Below are 17,508 nucleotides of genomic sequence, written 5' to 3'. Positions count from 1 at the left end.
CTTTGTCGGTTTCGCTTCCCGTGGCCGGGCAATTCGGCACCCCTATTACCGCCAAGCAGCCGGCTTGCCTATGCCTTGGGGTGACTAACTTCGTCGCGCCAGCGCCGGCCCGATGTTTGGACGCCGAACAGCGTGGGGTTCCTGGCATAGGCGGCAAGGCCGAGAAGGGCAGCCAGCGGATGGGTGATGACATAGACCGGCATGGTGCGCATCAGCGCGCTGTGCGGCGCCTTGTCCTCGAAGGCGGCGCGGAAATTGCCTTGCTTCAGCGCCGGCACGATCTTTTGCGCGATGCCGCCGGTTAGGAACACGCCGCCCCTGCTCATGAACACCAGCGCCAGGTCGCCGGCGGTGCGGCCGAGGCAGGTGACGAAGGTCTCGAGGGCTTCCTGCGCCACCGGATCGGTCTTGGCCAACGCCGCACCGGTGACTTCGGCCGGCGTGGTGAAGGGCGACGGCTTTCCATCCGCCTTGGCCACCGCCCGGTAGACGTTGACGAGACCGCGTCCGCACAGGATCTGTTCGCCCGAAATGCGGCCCTCGAGCTTCTCGATATGCGGGAAAACCTCGAAATCGCGCGGTGTGCGCGGCCCGATGTCCATATGACCGCCTTCGCCGGGCACCGGGATCCAGTGATGCAGCGCGTGGACCAGCCCGGCGACGCCGAGCCCGGTCCCGGGGCCAAGGACGACGCGGCCGGCATTGGGCTCCGGCGCGCCGCCGCCGATCTTTTCCATGTGCTCTTCGCCAAGCGCCACGACGGCCAGCGCCTGCGCCTCGAAATCGTTGAGCACGACAATGTCGCTCAGCCCAAGATTGGCGAACATCTGCCTCGGCTTGACGACCCAGGGACAGTTGGTGAGCTCGATCTCGTCGCCGTCGACCGGGCCGGCCACGGCCAGCACCGCCGAATTGGGGCGAACCGAGGACCGATCGAGCACCGCCGCCTGGATCGCCTCGTCGATGGTGTTGTAATTGGCGGTCTGGACGATGATCGGCTCGCCGGCCCCGGAATTGGCGTCGAGCACGATCGAAAACCGCGCATTGGTGCCGCCGATATCGCCGATCAGGATCGGAAACCGCAGCAAAGTCTCGTCATCGCCCGTGCTTGGCATGCTCTCGTCCGTCCCCGGCGCCCGCGACGGCGTTTCGCCGTTCCTGCGTTGACTAGCGCATGAGTTTGAAAAGGGAAACGGTTTTCGGGCCTGGTGGCGCGCAGGGAGAGGTTCTGCGGCCAAACGGCCACTGTTCCATGAAAACGGGGGCTAAACCGATTGAGCCTGCGGGTGGCGCGCCAATCACTTCGCTGGCGGCCGTGGCCGCGGCACCGGTACGCCGACCTCGGGCGTCGCGGTGAAGGCGTTCACCGCGCTTGGCAGGCCGGCGGTGCCGCTTGCCGTGACGGCGGGCAGCGACGGCGCTTCCGGCTCAGGCACCGCCACCGCGACCGGCACGGCGTCGCCGTGATAGGTCGCGGCCTCGGCCGAGGCAGGCCCCGGCGCGTCGAGCACCGCGTGGCATTCCTTGGGCAGGTTGGCCATCGTCATCAGGTCACGTGCCTTGGGCGCATCCGGGTTCTTGTTCGGCCGCCACGGCTTCTGCGTGAACCACCAGGCCAGCGGCTTGCCGCAGCCATCATCCTCCGGCGTTGCTTCCTGCGCCTTGCAATTGGGCGAGCCCGGCTGGCAGCCGATGCGCATGTGGAAATGGTAGTCGTGGCCCCAGAACGGCCTGATCTTGCGTAGCCACGAGCGGTCACCCCTGACCGTGTCGCAGAGCTTTTTCTTGATGCCGGGATTGACCAGGATGCGCTCGACCTCCGGATAGCTCGCCGCGCGCTTCAAAAGCCGCGTGTGCGCCGGCGTCCACAGCGCGTCCTTCACAAGATGCGTCTTGTCGTCGACCATCAAGGTGGCGCTCATGGTCTCGCGCTGCGCCCTGGTCATGGTGCGGTCGGGCATCGGCGTCAGCCAGATGTCGGCGTCGAGCCCGATCTGGTGCGAGGCATGACCTGATAGCATCGGGCCGCCGCGTGGCTGCGCGATGTCGCCGATCAACAGGCCCGGCCAACCGTCGGCGACGGCGTCGCGCGACAATCTCTCGATCAGCGCGATCATCGCCGGATGGCCCCAGCGGCGGTTGCGCGAAGGCCGCATCACCTGCCAGGTCGGACCATCCATGGGAATGGCGACGCCGCCGGCAAAACAGCCCTTGGAATAGAAGCCAAAGGATTGCGGGGCGGTGGCCGTCGGCAGCTTCTCGGCGCCGAACAGGTCTTTCGCCCGCTCCTCGGCCGCTGCCGGCTGCGCGGCCAGGCCTGCCAGAGCCAGTGCTGCAGCCAATACCGCATTTCTGGGGCAAAGCGACCGCATCGATGATTTCATGAACCGCACCCCCGTGCCTGCAATCGCCGAATCATACCACGCCAAGCGCCACGCTTCGATCATCCTATCCCTTCACGCCCCTCATCGGGCTGCGCGGCGCACCGTCACGCCAGTCGCCGCTTGCCCACATATGGTCGAAAGCGGCGCGATAGTCGGGAAAGCGAAACCGATAGCCCGCCGCCTTGATCGCCGCATTGGCGACCCGCTTGTTCTCGCCATAGAAGGACCGCGCCATGGGCGAAAGTTGGGCGCTGTCGAAGGGAATTTCGGGCGGCGGCTCAACGCTCATCAGATGTGCGGCGTAGGCGACGACATCCTGCGGCGGCGCCGGCTCATCGTCGGTGACGTTGAAGATGCCGCCTCTATTGCCGCTGATCAGATGCCACAGCGCGCCTGATATGTCGTCGCAATGGATGCGGTTGAACACCTGGTCCGGCTTGACCAGCCGCCTGGCAGTGCCGTTCTCCAGATTGACCAGCGCGTTGCGGCCGGGACCGTAAATGCCGGACAGCCGCAGGATCGCCACTGGGCGCCCGATGTCCTCGCCAAGCCTCTGCCAGGCCCGCTCGGCCTCGACCCGCATGACCGAGCGCTTCGACACCGGCCGGCAGGCGGCCGTCTCGTCGACCCAGGCGCCGCCATGATCCCCATAGACGCCAACGGTCGAGAGATAGCCTATCCATTCCAGCGCCGGCATCCCTGCGATTGCCTGGCGAGCGGCATTCAACACCGGATCGCCGGCTTCTTCCGGACCGACCGAAACCACCAGATGCGTGGTTTTCTCCAGCGCAGCGCCGATTTCGTTCGTCAACTTGCCGTCGAACAGCAGTGGGACGATGCCGGCCTGGCGCAGCGCTTCGAATTTTTCCTCGGAGCGTGTCGTGCCGAAGATGCTGGCGGTTCCCCTATTGGCGCGGGCAAAGGCCTTGCCCGAATAACCGGCGCCGAAAATGAAGACCTGTTTTCCACTCATGCACGCGCCCTGTTTGGCCGCGCCAGGCGCCATTCCTCGCGCACCGCGGCATCGTCCTCGCTGTTCAAGCCGTTCGCGGCCTGTTCGGCATACTCGGTTTCCGGCACCAGCCGCGCCAGCGCCCATATTGCCGCGCCCCGCACCAGGGGAGAAGCATCGCCGAGCAGGTCCCGGACGACGCCGGCAAGCGCGCCGTCGCCGGAATTGCCGGCGGCGATCAGCACGTTGCGGATGAAACGGTCACGGCCGATGCGTTTGATCGGCGAACCGGAGAAGAAGGCGCGAAAGCCGGCATTGTCGAGGGCCAAGAGATCGGCGAGCGGCGGCTCGCGCAGATCGTCGCGCGCGGCGAGCTTGGCCTCGGATGCGGCGCGGGCGAATTTGTTCCAAGGACAAGCGGCGAGGCAGTCGTCGCAGCCATAGATGCGGTTGCCGATCTTTTCCCGAAATTCATGCGGGATCGGCCCCTTGTTCTCGATCGTGAGATAGGAGATGCAGCGCCGCGCATCGAGCCTGTAGGGCGCGGGGAACGCGTCGGTCGGGCAGGCGTCGAGGCAGGCGCGGCAGGAGCCGCAATGGTCGATCTCGGGCTTGTCCGGTTCCAGTTCGGCCGTGGTGAAGATGGTGCCAAGGAACAGCCAGGAGCCGTGCTCGCGGCTGACTAGGTTGGTGTGCTTGCCTTGCCAACCCAGCCCCGCTGCTTCCGCCAACGGCTTTTCCATCACGGGCGCCGTGTCGACGAAGACCTTCACGTCGCCGCCGGCGCGCGCGACGATCTTGCCGGCGATCTCCTTCAGCCGGCCCTTCATGACCTCGTGATAGTCGCGGTTTTTCGCGTAGACGGAGATCGCGCCGCGATCGCGCCTGGCCAGCACGTCGCGCGGATCATGGTCCGGCCCGTAATTCATCGCCAGCACGATGATCGAGCGCACGTCGGGCCACAGCGTGGATGGCTCGCCGCGGCGCGCAATCGTCTCGGCGATCCAGTCCATCGAGCCGTGAAAGCCGTCGGCGACGAATTCGGCCAGGCGCGCCGGCGCCAGCGGGATGGCGTCCGGGGTGGTGACGGCGACCGCGTCGAAGCCGGCGCGCCGCGCCTCCGCGTCGATCAGCGCGCGCAGTTTCGACGCGTCAGAAGTCGAGATCCGCATAGTGCGATACCGGCGACAGGCCGCGCACGCGGTCGGTCAGGAGCGGCCGGAAGGAGGGCCGCGACTTCACCCGCGTGTACCATTCGCGCGCGGCGGGGTGTTCGCGCCAGTCGATCTCGCCGAGATAGTCGAGCACCGACAGCGTCGCGGCGGCCGCCAGATCGGCATAGGTGACCCTGCCGCCGGCCAGCCAATGACGGGTGCCCGCCAGCCAGTTGGTGTATTTCATGTGCTGGCGGATGTTGGCGCGCGCGGCGCGGATGGCGCCTGAATCGGGCGAGCCGCCGCCCGCCGTTTCCGGCATCACCGGCTTCAGCACGCGTTCGCGCACCAGATGGCGCGTCACTTCGCTTTCGGCCTTGTTGAGATACCAGTCGATCAGCCGGCGGATTTCGGCGCGCTGCATCGGATCCTCGGCGAACAGCCGCTTGTCGCGCTTGAGCACGCCGCGCGTCTCGTCGAGATATTCGGAAATCACCGTCGCGCCGATGATCGGCACGTCACCTTCGGCCAGCAGGATCGGCAGTGTGCCGGCCGGGTTCAGCGCCAAGAACTCCTTGCGCCGCGTCCACGGCTTTTCCTCGATCAGCGCCAGCTCCTCGCCATACTCGCCAAAGGCGAGGCGGACGAAGCGGCAGGTAGCGAACATGGGATGGTGGAAAAGCGTCAGCATGGTTCCGCGATGATAAAGCGCACTGGTGTCGTTCAGAATCCGGAATTCGCGCGTCGCGCTCGTTCCAGGTATGGCGAATTCCGGATTGCCACACTGGCGAATCGCAGGGCGCACCGGTAAGTCTTGGCCGCCCGGCTAGCGGGCCGTCAGGGGTGTTGCGACCTATAGGGGGACTTCGGCGCCATGACAAGCAAGCCATTCTGTTAGCCGTCACGCCAACGCCGAGGTAGAAATGGAAAGCCAGACCATCGTCGAAGCCCTGCTGCTTGGCCTGCTGGAGGGATTGACCGAATTCATCCCGGTGTCCTCGACCGGCCACATCCTGCTCGCCGGCCACTTCCTCGGCTTCCAGTCGACCGGCAAGGCCTTCGAGATCCTGATCCAGCTCGGCGCCATCCTGGCCATCCTCAGCGTCTATTTCCGGCGCCTGTGGCAGATGCTGCTCGACCTGCCGCATGACCGGCTGACGCGGCATTTCGTCATCGGCATCCTCATCGCCTTCCTGCCGGCGGCGATCATCGGCGCGCTGGCGCATGACTTCATCAAGACGGTGCTGTTCGAATCACCCCGGTTGATCTGCATCATGCTGATCATCGGCGGCGTCGTGCTGCTGGTCGTCGACCGCATGAACCTCAAGCCGGTCTATCGCGACGTCGAGCGGTTCCCGACCAGACTCTACCTGCAGATCGGGCTGTTCCAGTGCCTGTCGCTGATCCCCGGCACGTCGCGTTCGGGCTCGACCATCGTCGGCGCGCTGCTTCTGGGCGTCGACAAGCGGGCGGCGGCGGAATTTTCCTTCTTCCTCGCCATCCCGACCATGGTCGGCGCCTTCGCCTTCGACCTGTTCAAGAACCGCAACGTGCTGACCTCGGCCGATCTGCCGATCATCGCCATCGGCTTCGTCGCCGCTTTCGTCACGGCCTTGGTCGTGGTGCGCTACCTGCTCGACTACGTCTCGCGCAACGGCTACTCGCTGTTCGGCTGGTGGCGCCTGGTGGTGGGGATCGTCGGGCTGGTGGCGTTGATGATCTGGGGCTGAACGTGCGTTGTTGCAGGCCCCTCACCGGGATTGCCAACCGAATTGAGAGGGGCAATTCGGGGCAACCCGACCTCTCCCCTAGCGGCCGGATGAGGGGGCTGCCTCGCACGGATTTCTGTCAACTCCTTCCGTAAAACGCATTCGGGACATGCACCGGCCAGCGCCACGGCAGCACGGCGACCATGTCGAAGCGCATCGACAGCCTGCCATAGTCGGGCTGGCGGGACAGCCAGATATCGGCAGCACCCTCGATGCGGCGCTCCGATTCGTGACCGATCGCCTCCATGGCCTCTATCAGCGTGCGGCGCGCCTTGACCTCGACGAACAGGACGAGGTCGCCGCGCCGCGCAATCAGGTCGATCTCGCCGAAGCGGGTGCGGTGGCGGCGCGCGAGAATCCGGTAGCCCTTCAACATCAGCGCGGCCGCCGCCAGCCATTCGCCGCGATGACCGCGCCGGTAGGCCTTTTGGCGGCTGGCGCTCGGGCGCTCAGCCACCGCTGGTTTCTCGTTGCTCGGCCATGACTTTTGGACAAACGGAACCGTTTGTCCGAGAAAACCGGTTTCCGCTTTTCGCGATCATGGTCTGTCCTTGAGCTCGAGCAGCCGCCGATATAGCGCCTGCTTCTGGCCGCCGGTCATTTTCGCCGCTTCCGCCGCCGCCTTGGAGGCGGGCATTTCAGCGGCGAGCGACAAGAGCAGGCGATCGATGTCTTCAGGTTCGTCGGCCTTGGCCTCGGCGGCGCCGACGCAGACGACGATCTCGCCCCTGGGCGTATCGGCCCCCGCGTAGTGGTCGGCGAGCGCCCGCAGCGTGCCGGTGCGCATCTCCTCGAACGTCTTGGTCAATTCGCGGCCAATGGCGGCCTTGCGCTCGCCGCCGAGCGCCTCGACCATGGCGCCGAGCGACTCGGCCAGCCGGCGCGGCGATTCGAAGAAGATCAGCGTCGCCGGCACGGCTCTCAGGGCCTCCAGCCGGGCCAGCCGTTGTCCCGATTTAACCGGCAGGAAGCCGGCGAACAGGAAAGCGTCCGACGGCAGGCCCGACGCCGTCAGCGCGGCAAGCGGCGCCGAGGGGCCGGGGATCGGCACGACGCGGATGCCGTGGTCGAGCGCCTCGCCGACCAGCCGGTAGCCGGGATCGGAGACCAGCGGCGTGCCGGCATCCGAGATCAGCGCCACGCTCTGGCCGGCTTCGAGTGCGGCGATCAGCTTCGGCCCGGCCTCGCCCGCATTGTGTTCATGATAGGCCGTGGTGCGGCGGCGAATGCCGTAGCGGTCGAGCAGCACGCGCGACACGCGCGTGTCCTCGCAGGCGACGATGTCGGCGGCGGCCAGCGTCTCCAGGGCGCGCAGCGTGATGTCGGCGAGGTTGCCGATCGGCGTCGCCACCAGATAGAGCGCCGGATCGAGCGGACGGGCCGCGATCTCGGTCTGCCCGACCACATAGCTGCGCTTGCCCGTCTCGCCAGTCACCGATGCCGTCTCCGTTCAGCCCTGTTTGGCCTGCCAAACCCATTTGGCATGGCTGGCGCCGGCTTGCAAAACTCACACCGATGTAAGGCAATCGCCATTCCTTCGCCACACTAGGGAACGAAACCGGTTTTGGCAGATTTAGCCCCTGATTCCCAAGGGAGGACAGGATGGACAGCCTGACGATACAGGACGCTTTCGAGCCCTACTATGCCGGCCGCGGCCGGATTGCCGCACGCCAGGACAAGCGGCTGCCGGCCCGGGACGACACCAGCCTGACCAAGCAGGCCTCGATTGCCTTGCCGACGGATGTCAGGCTTTCCGACAACAAACCCGACAGCACGACGGAGCACTGACCGGACGATGCCCAATCGCTTCGATATTTTCATCACCCGTCTCGAAACGAAAACCGCGCGCCACGGCGTGCCGCTATCTCCGATAGGCGACCAGCACCGAGGGCGCCGCGACAAGGACAACGCCAAGCCGGTACGCTCCGGAGAATCCCACGCCGAGAAAGACCGCGGAAAGCATCGCCACAAACACGACGCCTGATCTGGTTCAGATCGGCGAGTTCATCGTCGTGGGCGGAGCAAGGCGCGACGCAGGGCATGCCCGCGAGCAACACGGGCCTCGGTCAGCCGAAAGGCACTCAGCCCCCCAGCGCCCGATCCAGATCGGCGATCAGATCGTCGCCATCCTCGATCCCCGCCGACAGCCGCACCAGCGAATCCGATATGCCGATCTCCGCCCGCTTCTCGGCGGGAATGGAGCCATGCGTCATCAGCGCCGGGTGCTCGATCAGGCTCTCCACCCCGCCAAGACTTTCGGCCAGCGTGAACAGCTGCGTGCGTTCGAGAAAGCGTTTGGTGCCGGCAAGATCGCGATCGAGCACAGCCGTGATCATGCCGCCGAAGGCATGCATCTGCTGGACTGCGATGGCGTGCTGGGGATGGCTGGCGAGGCCGGGATAGATGACGCGGCGCACATCTTTTCGCGCTTCCAGCCACTGCGCGATCTTCAGGCCGTTGGCGGAATGGCGCTCCATCCTGAGCGCCAGGGTCTTCAAACCGCGCAGCGCCAGGAAACTGTCGAACGGGCCTGATATGGCGCCGACGGCGTTCTGCAGGAATTTCAGCCGGTCGGCCAAATCCTTGTTGTCGCCGACCACGGCGACGCCGCCGACCATATCGGAATGGCCGTTCAGATATTTCGTCGTCGAATGGACCACGATGTCGATGCCGAGCTCCAGCGGCCGCTGGATGTAGGGGCTGCAGAAGGTGTTGTCGGCGACGGACAAGATTCCCTTGCGCTTCGCCAACGCCGCGACGCCTTCGAGATCGACGATGCGCAGCAATGGATTGGTCGGCGTCTCGACCCAAAGCATTTTTGTTTCCGGCCGGATCGCGGCTTCAACCGCGGCCAGATTGGTGAAATCGACGAAGGAAATTTGCAGATTGGCCGAGCGCTTACGCACCCGCTCCATCAGCCGGAACGAGCCGCCATAAATGTCGTCGGTGGCGACGATATGCGCGCCGGAATCGAGCAATTCGAGGACCGTGGCGATCGACGCCAGGCCGGAAGCGAAGGCGAAAGCCGCCGAGCCGCTTTCGAGATCGGCCACGGCGCGCTCGAAGGCGAAGCGCGTCGGGTTCTGGCTGCGGGCATATTCGAAACCCTTGTGCACGCCGGGCGACTGCTGGCCATAGGTCGAGGTGGCGTAGATCGGCACCATAACAGCACCGGTGAGCGGGTCGTGGCTCTGGCCGCCATGGATGGTGCGCGTCGAAAACGCCAGGCGGTTCTTTCCGGATGTTGTCATCGTGCGCGCCTCAGATGGTTGATCAGGTCGATGCGGGTAATCAGGCCGACGAACTCGTCGCCGTCAAAGATGATGGCAACCTCGTTGCGGTCGAACACCGGCAGCAGCGCGTCCAGCGTCTGGCTGGCCTGCAGCGTGTGCAGGTTCGAGGTCATGGCTGTGCGCACCGGGCCGTTGAAGCGCTCCCAGCGCCCGTCATAGGGGCCGTCGACATGGGCAAGGATGTCGCTCTCGTCGACGATGCCGACGAGCTTACCATTGTCGAGCACCGGCAGTTGCGAGACATCGGAGCGGCGCATGCGTCCATAGGCGTTGAGCAGGCTCTCGTCCGGCCCGACATAGACAGTGTCGCCAGTGCGGTGAGTGCGCATCACGAGGTCACGCAGGTCGCCATGCTGTTCGTGTTCGGCCAGTCCCTGTTCCGCCAGCCAAAAATCGTCGAACACTTTTGACAGGTACTTGTTGCCGCTGTCGCAGACGAAGGTGACGACGCGCTTGGGCACCGTCTGCTCGCGGCAATAGCGCAGCGCCGCCGACAACAACGTGCCCGAAGACGAGCCGGCCAGTATGCCTTCCCGGGACAACAGATCCCGCACCGCCAGCATGCTCTGCTTGTCCGTGATGGAATAGGCCTTCTTGACCAAAGACAGATCGGCATTGGGCGGCACGAAATCCTCGCCGATACCTTCCACGGTCCAGCTTCCCGCCTCTTCCATCTTGCCGGTCTTGATCAGCGGCGCCAGCACCGAGCCAACCGGATCGGCCAACACCATCTCCGTCTTCGGCGACACCTCGGCGAAGTAGCGGCCAAGCCCGGTCAGCGTGCCGCCCGAACCGACGCCGACCACCACCGCGTCGACATCCCCGTCAAGCTGCGAGAAAATCTCCGGGCCGGTGGTCGTCTGATGCGCCAGCGGGTTGGCCGGATTGGCGAACTGGTTGGCGTAGAAGGCGCCGGGCAGTTCGGCGGCGATTTTTTCCGCCATGTCCTGGTAATATTCGGCATGGCCCTTGCCGACATCGGAACGCGTCATGCGCACTTCCGCGCCGAGCGCGCGCAGATGCTGGATTTTCTCGCGCGACATCTTGTCGGGCACGACCAGGATGATGCGGTAACCCTTGGGAATGCCGACCTGGGCGAGGCCAAGGCCGGTATTGCCGGCTGTCGCCTCGACGATGGTGCCGCCGGGCTTCAGCTTGCCCTGTTTTTCGGCCGCCGCGATCATCGATAGCGCGATACGGTCCTTGATCGAGCCGCCAGGGTTCTGGCTCTCGAGCTTGATGAACAGCCGGCATTTTCCGGTGTCGAACTTGGTCAGCTCGACGATGGGCGTCTGCCCGATCAGATCGAGCAACGACGCATAGGGCGGCCGCAGGCGCGAGAGCGCCCTATCCGAGGAGCCACTGTCGGCCGTGGTTTTTCTATGCTCACTCATGTCGGAGCCTCCATGGGTCAACCCTAGCGTCTTTTCCAGCCGATCGCAGTTGGAAAGAAGATAGATCGTGCCAATCCGGTGGCCAGACGGGGAATGAAATTCCATGGGGCAGTCATCCAGGCGAGGCGAGGCGGTGCCGACCGAAACGCCAGCGAGACAGCGCCAAGCCGTGGGACTGGACGGCGGCATGATCCGGTCCAGCGAAGGCGTCGCAACCTGATCACCGGGCAGCAGAATTTTTCCGGCGCCGAGACCGCGCGCGCCGTGTGTGAGGCATTTGGGCTGAACGCCATCCCTCCGGCTGGTAGCTGGAGGGACTTCAGTCTTAGTTGAGCAATAGCTAATATATATGTAGCTTGGTCGTGCGGGGGACGATCCCAATCGAAGCCTAACCCGCGATGGCCGGTGCGATCTGCTTCCAACCCAAGCATCCCCGCACCGGCCATTCTTTTGGTCCGAGGGCATAGGAAAGCACTGGCTCGAAACCGGGCTGGGGAGGCATTGGGTCACTCGACGGAAGGAAGATCGCGCCTTTTGGCAGGCCGATTCGCATCCCCATTACCGCGGTCCATATCAAGCCACGTATATCTCGATTGACTAAAGTAATGGAACGTCCAATGGACAAGCACGGAACGTTCGAAGACCCCTCGGACCAAGGCCTGCTAGCGCGCAAGACTTTAGTCCTGCCGTTTTATAGTTAAGAACGGAAGTTGTTCAGACCGACATAGGGCCGCTCAGGACGAATACCAGACTACGCCCAGCCGAATATGGTGCGATCACGGAAGACGCTCGCGGCTTAAGGCGGGCACCACTTGCCAAAGACAATCGCCGCCTGGGATTGTCTACCCCAGCAACCGCTTGCTCAGCCTGGCGCACTGGACTCGGATATCGGGAATGGCGTCGATCTCGAAGAAGGTGCCGCGCGTCAGCGGGCCGACGGCAAGAATTTTTCGCGAAACGGTGCCATCGGCGGCGATGATCTCGCAATTGGCCGAGACGTCGAGGCCGATGCGCAGCGGGTCCGGTCGCGCCAGGCCGCGGTCGACCAGCGAGCGCACCACGCTGTTCGACGAGGTCGAGATGTCGCGCACGATACCGGAGCAATCATAGATGCGGGCGACGCCGAATGTTTCGAGGCGCTGGGTGTGGCGCGACTGGACCTCCACCGCGAAACCGTCGCCCGGCGTGACGGCGACGACGCGCCCGGCGAGCGGCCGGATGCGGCCCGATTGCACGGCCTCCGTCACCCTGGCGTAGACCTCCGGTGCCATGCGGTGACGATGGATGTCCCACCAGGCCTTGGTGTGCTCGACGAAGCGGCGCTTGGCCGAGGCCGGCCAGTTCTGCCAGATCTTCTGGTTGAAGGGGCGCAGGCCGTCCACCACGTCGCGCCAGTCGACGCCGGCCTTCTGGTTCTGACGGATGAGGTCGCGGAACCAGCCGACGAAATAGGAGAGCTGGGTGCCGAGCGGGATGTCGGCAACGTCGAGCTTGATCGGATTGCCCTTGCGGTGCGGCGAGGGCAGCAGGCCGCGCCGCGACACCGCGATGATGTCGCCGCGATGGCCGCGCTGCTCCAGGGAAAGGAATGCATCGACCATGCTCAAGCCCGTGCCCAGCACCAGGATGCGGCTATCTGGATCGAGCGCGGTGTCGGCTTCCGAGCCCATCCGGATCGCGTGGCCCTGCGCGGGCTGTTCGTCATGGCCGGTAGCGAGCACGGCAAGATGGGCGACCACGCTGGTGCCGTTGGCGAGCGCCACCTCGACCCCGGACGCCGTCGGCGTGATCGACAGGCTCTCCTCGCGGATCAGGCGCAGCCGGCCGGTCTCGCGCTCGCGCGTTTCCAGGTCGTCGAGCAATTCCTTGAGATAACGCGCATAGAGGCTGCGCGGCGCATAGACCGGAGCCTGTTCCGGTGTCGCAAGCCCCCGCTCCAGCAGCCAGCGCCAGAAATTGCCGGGATCGTCGGCATAGGCGCTCATGCCTGCGGCGCTGACATTCAGCACATGCGCCGACAGCAGCGTCGAATAGGCAATGCCCTGGCCAAAATGCGGGCGTTTTTCGATCAACGTGACGCGCAGGTCCGGATTGGGCGATTTGAGCAGATGCGCGGCCAGCACGACGCCGCTGGCGCCGCCGCCGACGATGATGATGGAACGGGTCGGGTTCGTTCGCCCGGTCATGCGCAAGCGAGCCCCATGCGAAGTGCCGGCTTCAGGCCTGGACCTTCACCGCGACCGACAGGTCGTTCCGCACTACCGGCAGGTCGTCCCTCGCGACCGGGAGGTCGTCGGCAATGTCGCGCATCTCGGCGAGGCTGCGCTGGTCGAGCACCTCGGCGATCGCCTGCCGGACTTCCAGCATCAGATGTCGGACTTGGCATGTCGCCTCGTTGCAGTCTTCACAGCGCTGATACTGTGTGCGGCTGGCGCAGGGGATCGGAGCCAGCGGACCGTCGAGGACGCGCACGACGTGGCCGACCTTGATCTCGTCGGCGGGCCGGGCCAGGCGATAGCCGCCCTCCTTGCCCTTCCGGCTCTGGACGAAGCCGGCATTGCGCAGCTCGCCCAGTATAGCGTCGAGGAATTTCTTCGGAATGTTGTTGCCGGTCGCGATATCGCCGACGAAGGCGAGCCGTCCGGCCGGCATGTGCGCGAGATGGACGAGCGCCTTAAGGCCGTACTTGCCTTTTTTGGTGAGCATGAACCGAACGTTTCTCTGTCGTGCGATGGCCTTAGGCCATCCGTTGCGAAACGCCTCGCGTGCCTCCCCGCCGCGCCGAAGCCTCCATGACACATAAATTCCAGTGACATGATATACAAGCCAATTGCGGTTAATCTTGCTTGATTTTCAACTCGTTGCGGCGATTTTAGGCCCGCCTTGTGATTTCGAGGACACAGACGCCAGGCTTGCTCGCATGACGGCCCGCGGCTGGGAACCGACGACGCCAGCGATCTCCACGATACGCTTGGGATGCCCTGTCATCGGCACCCCGCACCTATGTCCATAAGATTACTATACTTAGGTTCCGACACGTGGAACCTCATTCTAAATTCCGTGCCATTCGAAGCATCAGTTTGCTGGAGGTAGGGAAAACCCGGAATTCTCGTTTGAACCTGTCTGTATCTGCAACGGTCGAGGTCGAGCCCTCGGGCAAAGTTGATGGGCTCGCCGCTCTTGGACGACGGCAACCGTCACTTCCGCCGTGGCGGCCCGCCGCCAGTGGCTTTTTTTCAACAAGCTCTCCTTCCTTGGAAGGATTTAACTCTACAAGAACCATGGAATTAGCGAACTATGGACATGCAATCCGGTTTTCCCTTTTCATGGAGCCCTTTGATGCCCACCATTTCGCGACGCATTCTCCTTCTGTCGTCGGCCGCCCTCGCCGGCGCCGCCTTCCTCAGCCCGGCGCTCGCCGAAGACCTGAAGATCACCATCGGCTACCAGACGGTGGTCGAACCCTCGAAAGTGCCGCAGGCCGATGGCGCCTATGAAAAGGCGACCAAGGCCAGCATCGACTGGCGCAAATTCGATTCCGGCGCCGATGTCATCGCCGCGGTCGCCTCCGGCTCGGTCGATATCGGCTATGTCGGCTCGAGCCCGCTGGCGGCCGCCGCCAGCCGCGAACTGCCGATCCAGACCATTTTCGTCGTCGGCCTGATCGGGCAATCCGAGGCGCTGGTCGCCCGCAACGGCGCCGGCATCGAGAAAGTCGCAGACCTCGCCGGCAAGAAGGTCGCCGTGCCGTTCGTGTCGACGACGCATTACAGCCTGCTTGCCGCGCTCAAGCACGAGAATGTCGATCCGAAATCGGTCCTCAACCTGCGGCCGCCGGAAATCGCCGCCGCCTTCGCGCGCGGCGATATCGACGCCGCCTATGTCTGGGACCCAGCGCTGGGCCAGATCAAGACATCCGGCAAGGTGGTGCTGGATTCCTCGCAGGTCGCCGCCTGGGGCGCGCCAACCTTCGACGCCTGGATCGTGCGCACCGACTTCGCCGAGAAGAACCCGGAAGCCGTGCGCGACTTCGTCAAGGTGACGGGCACCGCCTATGCGGACTATCTCGCCAAGCCCGACGCCTGGTCGGTGTCGTCGCCGCAGGCCGCCGCGATCGCCAAGCTCACCGGCGCCAAGCTGGAAGAGGTGCCGGAGCTGCTCAAGGGGTATGTCTTCCCCACCCTGGAACAGCAGGCATCCGGGAAGTTCCTCGGCGGCGGTACGGTCAGTGCGATCGCGGCGGCATCCGCCTTCCTCAAGGAGCAAGGCAAGGTCGACGCGGTGCTGCCGGACTATTCGAAATACGTCACTTCGAAATACGTCACCGAGGCGCTGGCCTCGAACTGACGCCTCGCACACGCGGCTCTCCTTCCCTGACGCCGCGTGTAGCCTGTCCCGAAGCCGCAGACGAGGCGCGGTTTCGGGGCCGGCGGATATTCTTCCAATCGGCGAGGGCCCATGCCGCATCTCGTGCTCGACAAGATCTCCATCCACTATGACGGCCAGCCGGCACCCGCCGTCGAGCACGTGTCGATCGGCGTTGCCAAGAATGATTTCGTCGTCCTTGTCGGCCGCTCCGGCTGCGGCAAGACCTCGCTGCTCAACGTCGCCGCCGGCCTGGTCATACCGGCGCGCGGCAGTGCCACGGTCAATGGCAAGCCGATCACCGGGCCCGGTTCGGACCGGGCCGTGGTGTTCCAGAACGATGCGCTGTTTCCGTGGCTCACGGCGCGCGAGAACGTCGCCTTCGCGCTCAGGCTGCGCGGTGTAAGGCCAGCCGAACGGGCGCGCCGCGCCGATGAACTGCTGGCGCTGGTCAAGCTCGCTGAAGCCGGCGACAAACGCATCTGGGAGCTGTCCGGCGGCATGCGTCAGCGTGTCGGACTTGCCCGGGCGCTCGCCGCCGAACCCGAATTCCTGCTGCTCGACGAGCCGCTCGGCGCGCTCGACGCGCTGACGCGCGAGCGCATGCAGACGACGCTGCTCGACCTTTGGACGGCAAGCCATGCCGGCGTGCTGATGGTGACGCACGGCATCGAGGAGGCGCTGGTGCTCGCCACCCGCATCGTCGTGCTGGCGCCCGGCCCGGGCCGCGTGGTGCGAACCTTCGAGCCGGGCTTCTCCAGGCGTTACGCGGCGGGCGAGCCCATTCGCGCCATCAAGGCCGATCCGGCCTTCGCGGCGGCGCGCGGCGAACTGACCGACGCGATCTTCGAGGGAGAGGCGGCATGACGATTTCCTCCTACACCGAACGGCCCGGTTCAAGGACAGACGAAACCGACGGCCTGTCGGTGCCCCGGTCGAGGCCACGGGCGAAACGGACGGGCGTTTCGGCGCGCATGGTCAGCGCCGCCACCATCCTGGCGGTGCTGGCGCTCTGGACACTGTCGGCCCGCCTGCAACTGGTGTCGCCGGTGTTCCTGCCCTCGCCGCTTGCCGTGTGGAACAAGTTCATCGTGGTTATCAGCGACGGCTTCGTCGACGCGACGCTGCCGCAGCATGTCGTCGCCAGTCTGGGCCGGGTCTTTGCCGCGCTGGTCGCCGCCATCCTGGTCGGCGTACCGGTGGGGCTCGCCATAGGTATCAGCACGGTGGGGCGCGGCATCTTCGATCCGCTGCTCGAATTCCTGCGGCCGATCCCGCCGCTGGCCTACCTGCCGCTGGTCATCATCTGGTTCGGCATCGGCGAGCCGTCGAAGATCCTGGTGATCGCCATCGCCATGCTGGCGCCGGTCGCGCTGTCGATCGCCTCGGGCGTCCGCGGCGTCTCGCGGGAGCGCGTCAACGCCGCGCGTTCGCTTGGTGCGACTCGGCGCCAAGTGGTCCGCCACGTGATCCTGCCCAGCGCCCTGCCCTCGATCCTGACCGGCCTGCGCATCGCGCTTGGCGCCGGCTGGTCGACACTGGTCGCGGCCGAGCTGGTGGCGGCGACGCGCGGGCTTGGCTTCATGATCCAGTCGGCGGCCCAGTTCCTCGTCACCGACGTGGTGATCATGGGCATATTGGTGATCGCCGCCATCGCCTTCGTGCTCGAATTCACCATCCGCCGCATCGAGCGCGTGCTGGTCCCATGGGCGGGGCGGGAATGATCGGAAAAGGAGAATGACGATGACCCATTCCACCGCTGTGTTGTTTGCCCATGTCAGCGCCTGGCTGCTCGGCCTTGCTTCCGACGAGAAAGCGGCAAGTGACGACAGCCCGCGCTCGCCGGCGCCGGTCCATCTCCGCGCCAGGCGCGATCGCCTGCCACCTCGCGACGAGAGTTTTTACTGGGCCTGGCAGTACTGGTCGCAGTGAACGCAGTCGCCACGGGCGGCGCGCTCAGCAGCGGGCGCGCTTGCTCGAAAATCAACCATGCCCACGGTTCGCCCATACCAGGCCGGCCAGGCCGACCAGCATGGCGGCGAGTCCGATATAGAGCCATTGCGATTGGCCGGTCATGAAGCTGCCGCCGACCACGCCGATCCCTTGCAGCGACCACAACGCACCGATCACCAGCACAATCAACGCCAGCAGATTTTTGGTCAGTCTCATTGTCGGATCTCGCTTTCCCAGTCGATCG

General features: G+C 65.2%; 19 protein-coding genes. 7 read left to right on the top strand and 12 right to left on the bottom strand.

The genetic code is table 11. The annotated features are described in order from the left end of the window. Positions 1 to 68: 68 nt before the first annotated feature. From LB524_RS07365 to LB524_RS07345, 5 genes are all read right to left on the bottom strand, one after another. A complete protein-coding gene (locus LB524_RS07365; RefSeq protein ID WP_140823056.1) occupies positions 69 to 1,115 on the bottom strand; it encodes a glucokinase in 1,047 nt (348 codons plus the stop codon). A 183-nt stretch (positions 1,116 to 1,298) separates the two neighbouring features. Next, positions 1,299 to 2,384, bottom strand: coding sequence for a penicillin-insensitive murein endopeptidase (gene mepA, locus LB524_RS07360; protein ID WP_224524803.1), 1,086 nt, complete (start codon positions 2,382 to 2,384; stop codon positions 1,299 to 1,301). Between the two features lie 64 nt (positions 2,385 to 2,448). Continuing rightward, a complete protein-coding gene (locus LB524_RS07355; protein WP_140788852.1) occupies positions 2,449 to 3,357 on the bottom strand; it encodes an SDR family oxidoreductase in 909 nt (302 codons plus the stop codon). After that, positions 3,354 to 4,508 carry a tRNA epoxyqueuosine(34) reductase QueG gene (gene queG, locus LB524_RS07350; protein WP_224524802.1) on the bottom strand — a complete coding sequence of 385 codons (1,155 nt, stop codon included), beginning with the start codon at positions 4,506 to 4,508 and terminating at the stop codon, positions 3,354 to 3,356. Before queG ends, LB524_RS07355 begins: the two co-directional genes overlap by 4 nt. Beyond that, positions 4,489 to 5,181 carry a glutathione S-transferase family protein gene (locus tag LB524_RS07345; RefSeq protein WP_015314714.1) on the bottom strand — a complete coding sequence of 231 codons (693 nt, stop codon included), beginning with the start codon at positions 5,179 to 5,181 and terminating at the stop codon, positions 4,489 to 4,491. Before LB524_RS07345 ends, queG begins: the two co-directional genes overlap by 20 nt. Positions 5,182 to 5,413: 232 nt before the next feature. Here LB524_RS07345 and LB524_RS07340 point away from each other — a divergent pair, with 232 nt between their 5' ends. Beyond that, positions 5,414 to 6,220, top strand: coding sequence for an undecaprenyl-diphosphate phosphatase (locus tag LB524_RS07340; protein WP_015314715.1), 807 nt, complete (start codon positions 5,414 to 5,416; stop codon positions 6,218 to 6,220). Positions 6,221 to 6,338: 118 nt separating this feature from the next. On the opposite strand, the gene LB524_RS07335 is transcribed toward LB524_RS07340, so the two are convergent. Next, a complete protein-coding gene (locus LB524_RS07335) occupies positions 6,339 to 6,716 on the bottom strand; it encodes a YraN family protein (RefSeq protein ID WP_015314716.1) in 378 nt (125 codons plus the stop codon). An 81-nt stretch (positions 6,717 to 6,797) separates the two neighbouring features. Next, entirely contained in the window at positions 6,798 to 7,694 is an 897-nt protein-coding gene (rsmI, locus tag LB524_RS07330) for a 16S rRNA (cytidine(1402)-2'-O)-methyltransferase (protein ID WP_015314717.1), read from the bottom strand. Positions 7,695 to 7,861: 167 nt separating this feature from the next. On the opposite strand from rsmI, the gene LB524_RS07325 reads away from it, so the two are divergent. Further along, the gene (locus LB524_RS07325) at positions 7,862 to 8,047 is read left to right on the top strand and encodes a hypothetical protein (protein ID WP_224524800.1); all 186 of its coding nucleotides are present in this window, start codon (positions 7,862 to 7,864) and stop codon (positions 8,045 to 8,047) included. Positions 8,048 to 8,054: 7 nt separating this feature from the next. Continuing rightward, the gene (locus LB524_RS07320) at positions 8,055 to 8,243 is read left to right on the top strand and encodes a hypothetical protein (RefSeq protein ID WP_015314719.1); all 189 of its coding nucleotides are present in this window, start codon (positions 8,055 to 8,057) and stop codon (positions 8,241 to 8,243) included. Between the two features lie 97 nt (positions 8,244 to 8,340). Here the strand turns inward: LB524_RS07320 and LB524_RS07315 are convergent, their stop codons facing one another. The 4 genes from LB524_RS07315 to LB524_RS07300 form a co-directional block, all read right to left on the bottom strand. Continuing rightward, positions 8,341 to 9,510, bottom strand: coding sequence for a trans-sulfuration enzyme family protein (locus tag LB524_RS07315; protein WP_224524798.1), 1,170 nt, complete (start codon positions 9,508 to 9,510; stop codon positions 8,341 to 8,343). Beyond that, positions 9,507 to 10,946 carry a pyridoxal-phosphate dependent enzyme gene (locus LB524_RS07310; RefSeq protein WP_140619846.1) on the bottom strand — a complete coding sequence of 480 codons (1,440 nt, stop codon included), beginning with the start codon at positions 10,944 to 10,946 and terminating at the stop codon, positions 9,507 to 9,509. The genes LB524_RS07315 and LB524_RS07310 overlap by 4 nt, the downstream gene beginning before the upstream one ends. Before the next feature lie 842 nt (positions 10,947 to 11,788). Next, positions 11,789 to 13,132: an FAD/NAD(P)-binding protein gene (locus tag LB524_RS07305; protein ID WP_140660307.1), complete on the bottom strand. Its 1,344-nt coding sequence runs from the start codon at positions 13,130 to 13,132 to the stop codon at positions 11,789 to 11,791. Positions 13,133 to 13,163: 31 nt separating this feature from the next. Further along, positions 13,164 to 13,652, bottom strand: coding sequence for an RrF2 family transcriptional regulator (locus tag LB524_RS07300; protein ID WP_140619852.1), 489 nt, complete (start codon positions 13,650 to 13,652; stop codon positions 13,164 to 13,166). 633 nt (positions 13,653 to 14,285) lie between these two features. On the opposite strand from LB524_RS07300, the gene tauA reads away from it, so the two are divergent. The 4 genes from tauA (at position 14,286) to LB524_RS07280 (ending at position 17,243) form a co-directional block, all read left to right on the top strand. Next, positions 14,286 to 15,293: a taurine ABC transporter substrate-binding protein gene (tauA, locus tag LB524_RS07295; protein ID WP_224524796.1), complete on the top strand. Its 1,008-nt coding sequence runs from the start codon at positions 14,286 to 14,288 to the stop codon at positions 15,291 to 15,293. Between the two features lie 111 nt (positions 15,294 to 15,404). Next, entirely contained in the window at positions 15,405 to 16,178 is a 774-nt protein-coding gene (locus tag LB524_RS07290) for a taurine ABC transporter ATP-binding protein (RefSeq protein ID WP_140619854.1), read from the top strand. Beyond that, on the top strand, positions 16,175 to 17,035 hold the full coding sequence (locus LB524_RS07285; protein ID WP_224524794.1) for an ABC transporter permease subunit: 861 nt from the start codon (positions 16,175 to 16,177) through the stop codon (positions 17,033 to 17,035). The genes LB524_RS07290 and LB524_RS07285 overlap by 4 nt, the downstream gene beginning before the upstream one ends. Before the next feature lie 19 nt (positions 17,036 to 17,054). Beyond that, positions 17,055 to 17,243 (top strand): hypothetical protein, encoded by a 189-nt coding sequence (locus tag LB524_RS07280; RefSeq protein WP_224524791.1) that lies wholly within the window; start codon positions 17,055 to 17,057, stop codon positions 17,241 to 17,243. Between the two features lie 51 nt (positions 17,244 to 17,294). Here LB524_RS07280 and LB524_RS07275 read toward each other — a convergent pair whose 3' ends face one another. Next, complete coding sequence (locus tag LB524_RS07275; protein ID WP_224524787.1) at positions 17,295 to 17,480, bottom strand: hypothetical protein; 186 nt, start codon at positions 17,478 to 17,480, stop codon at positions 17,295 to 17,297. Positions 17,481 to 17,508 lie beyond the last annotated feature (28 nt).

The organism is Mesorhizobium sp. ESP6-5 (genome assembly GCF_020164695.1).
Lineage (GTDB): Bacteria > Pseudomonadota > Alphaproteobacteria > Rhizobiales > Rhizobiaceae > Mesorhizobium > Mesorhizobium australicum.
Note: the sequence above shows the minus strand (reverse complement) of the source record. Positions and strands in the feature narration are given on the sequence as shown.

Excerpts from the sequence above, each read along its gene's own strand:
- LB524_RS07365 (WP_140823056.1), bottom strand. The coding sequence starts at position 1,115 with ATGCCAAGCACGGGCGATGACGAGACTTTGCTGCGGTTTCCGATCCTG.
- mepA (WP_224524803.1), bottom strand. The coding sequence starts at position 2,384 with ATGAAATCATCGATGCGGTCGCTTTGCCCCAGAAATGCGGTATTGGCT.
- LB524_RS07355 (WP_140788852.1), bottom strand. The coding sequence starts at position 3,357 with ATGAGTGGAAAACAGGTCTTCATTTTCGGCGCCGGTTATTCGGGCAAG.
- queG (WP_224524802.1), bottom strand. The coding sequence starts at position 4,508 with ATGCGGATCTCGACTTCTGACGCGTCGAAACTGCGCGCGCTGATCGAC.
- LB524_RS07345 (WP_015314714.1), bottom strand. The coding sequence starts at position 5,181 with ATGCTGACGCTTTTCCACCATCCCATGTTCGCTACCTGCCGCTTCGTC.
- LB524_RS07340 (WP_015314715.1), top strand. The coding sequence starts at position 5,414 with ATGGAAAGCCAGACCATCGTCGAAGCCCTGCTGCTTGGCCTGCTGGAG.
- LB524_RS07325 (WP_224524800.1), top strand. The coding sequence starts at position 7,862 with ATGGACAGCCTGACGATACAGGACGCTTTCGAGCCCTACTATGCCGGC.
- LB524_RS07320 (WP_015314719.1), top strand. The coding sequence starts at position 8,055 with ATGCCCAATCGCTTCGATATTTTCATCACCCGTCTCGAAACGAAAACC.
- LB524_RS07315 (WP_224524798.1), bottom strand. The coding sequence starts at position 9,510 with ATGACAACATCCGGAAAGAACCGCCTGGCGTTTTCGACGCGCACCATC.
- LB524_RS07310 (WP_140619846.1), bottom strand. The coding sequence starts at position 10,946 with ATGAGTGAGCATAGAAAAACCACGGCCGACAGTGGCTCCTCGGATAGG.
- LB524_RS07305 (WP_140660307.1), bottom strand. The coding sequence starts at position 13,132 with ATGACCGGGCGAACGAACCCGACCCGTTCCATCATCATCGTCGGCGGC.
- LB524_RS07300 (WP_140619852.1), bottom strand. The coding sequence starts at position 13,652 with ATGCTCACCAAAAAAGGCAAGTACGGCCTTAAGGCGCTCGTCCATCTC.
- tauA (WP_224524796.1), top strand. The coding sequence starts at position 14,286 with ATGCCCACCATTTCGCGACGCATTCTCCTTCTGTCGTCGGCCGCCCTC.
- LB524_RS07290 (WP_140619854.1), top strand. The coding sequence starts at position 15,405 with ATGCCGCATCTCGTGCTCGACAAGATCTCCATCCACTATGACGGCCAG.
- LB524_RS07285 (WP_224524794.1), top strand. The coding sequence starts at position 16,175 with ATGACGATTTCCTCCTACACCGAACGGCCCGGTTCAAGGACAGACGAA.
- LB524_RS07280 (WP_224524791.1), top strand. The coding sequence starts at position 17,055 with ATGACCCATTCCACCGCTGTGTTGTTTGCCCATGTCAGCGCCTGGCTG.
- LB524_RS07275 (WP_224524787.1), bottom strand. The coding sequence starts at position 17,480 with ATGAGACTGACCAAAAATCTGCTGGCGTTGATTGTGCTGGTGATCGGT.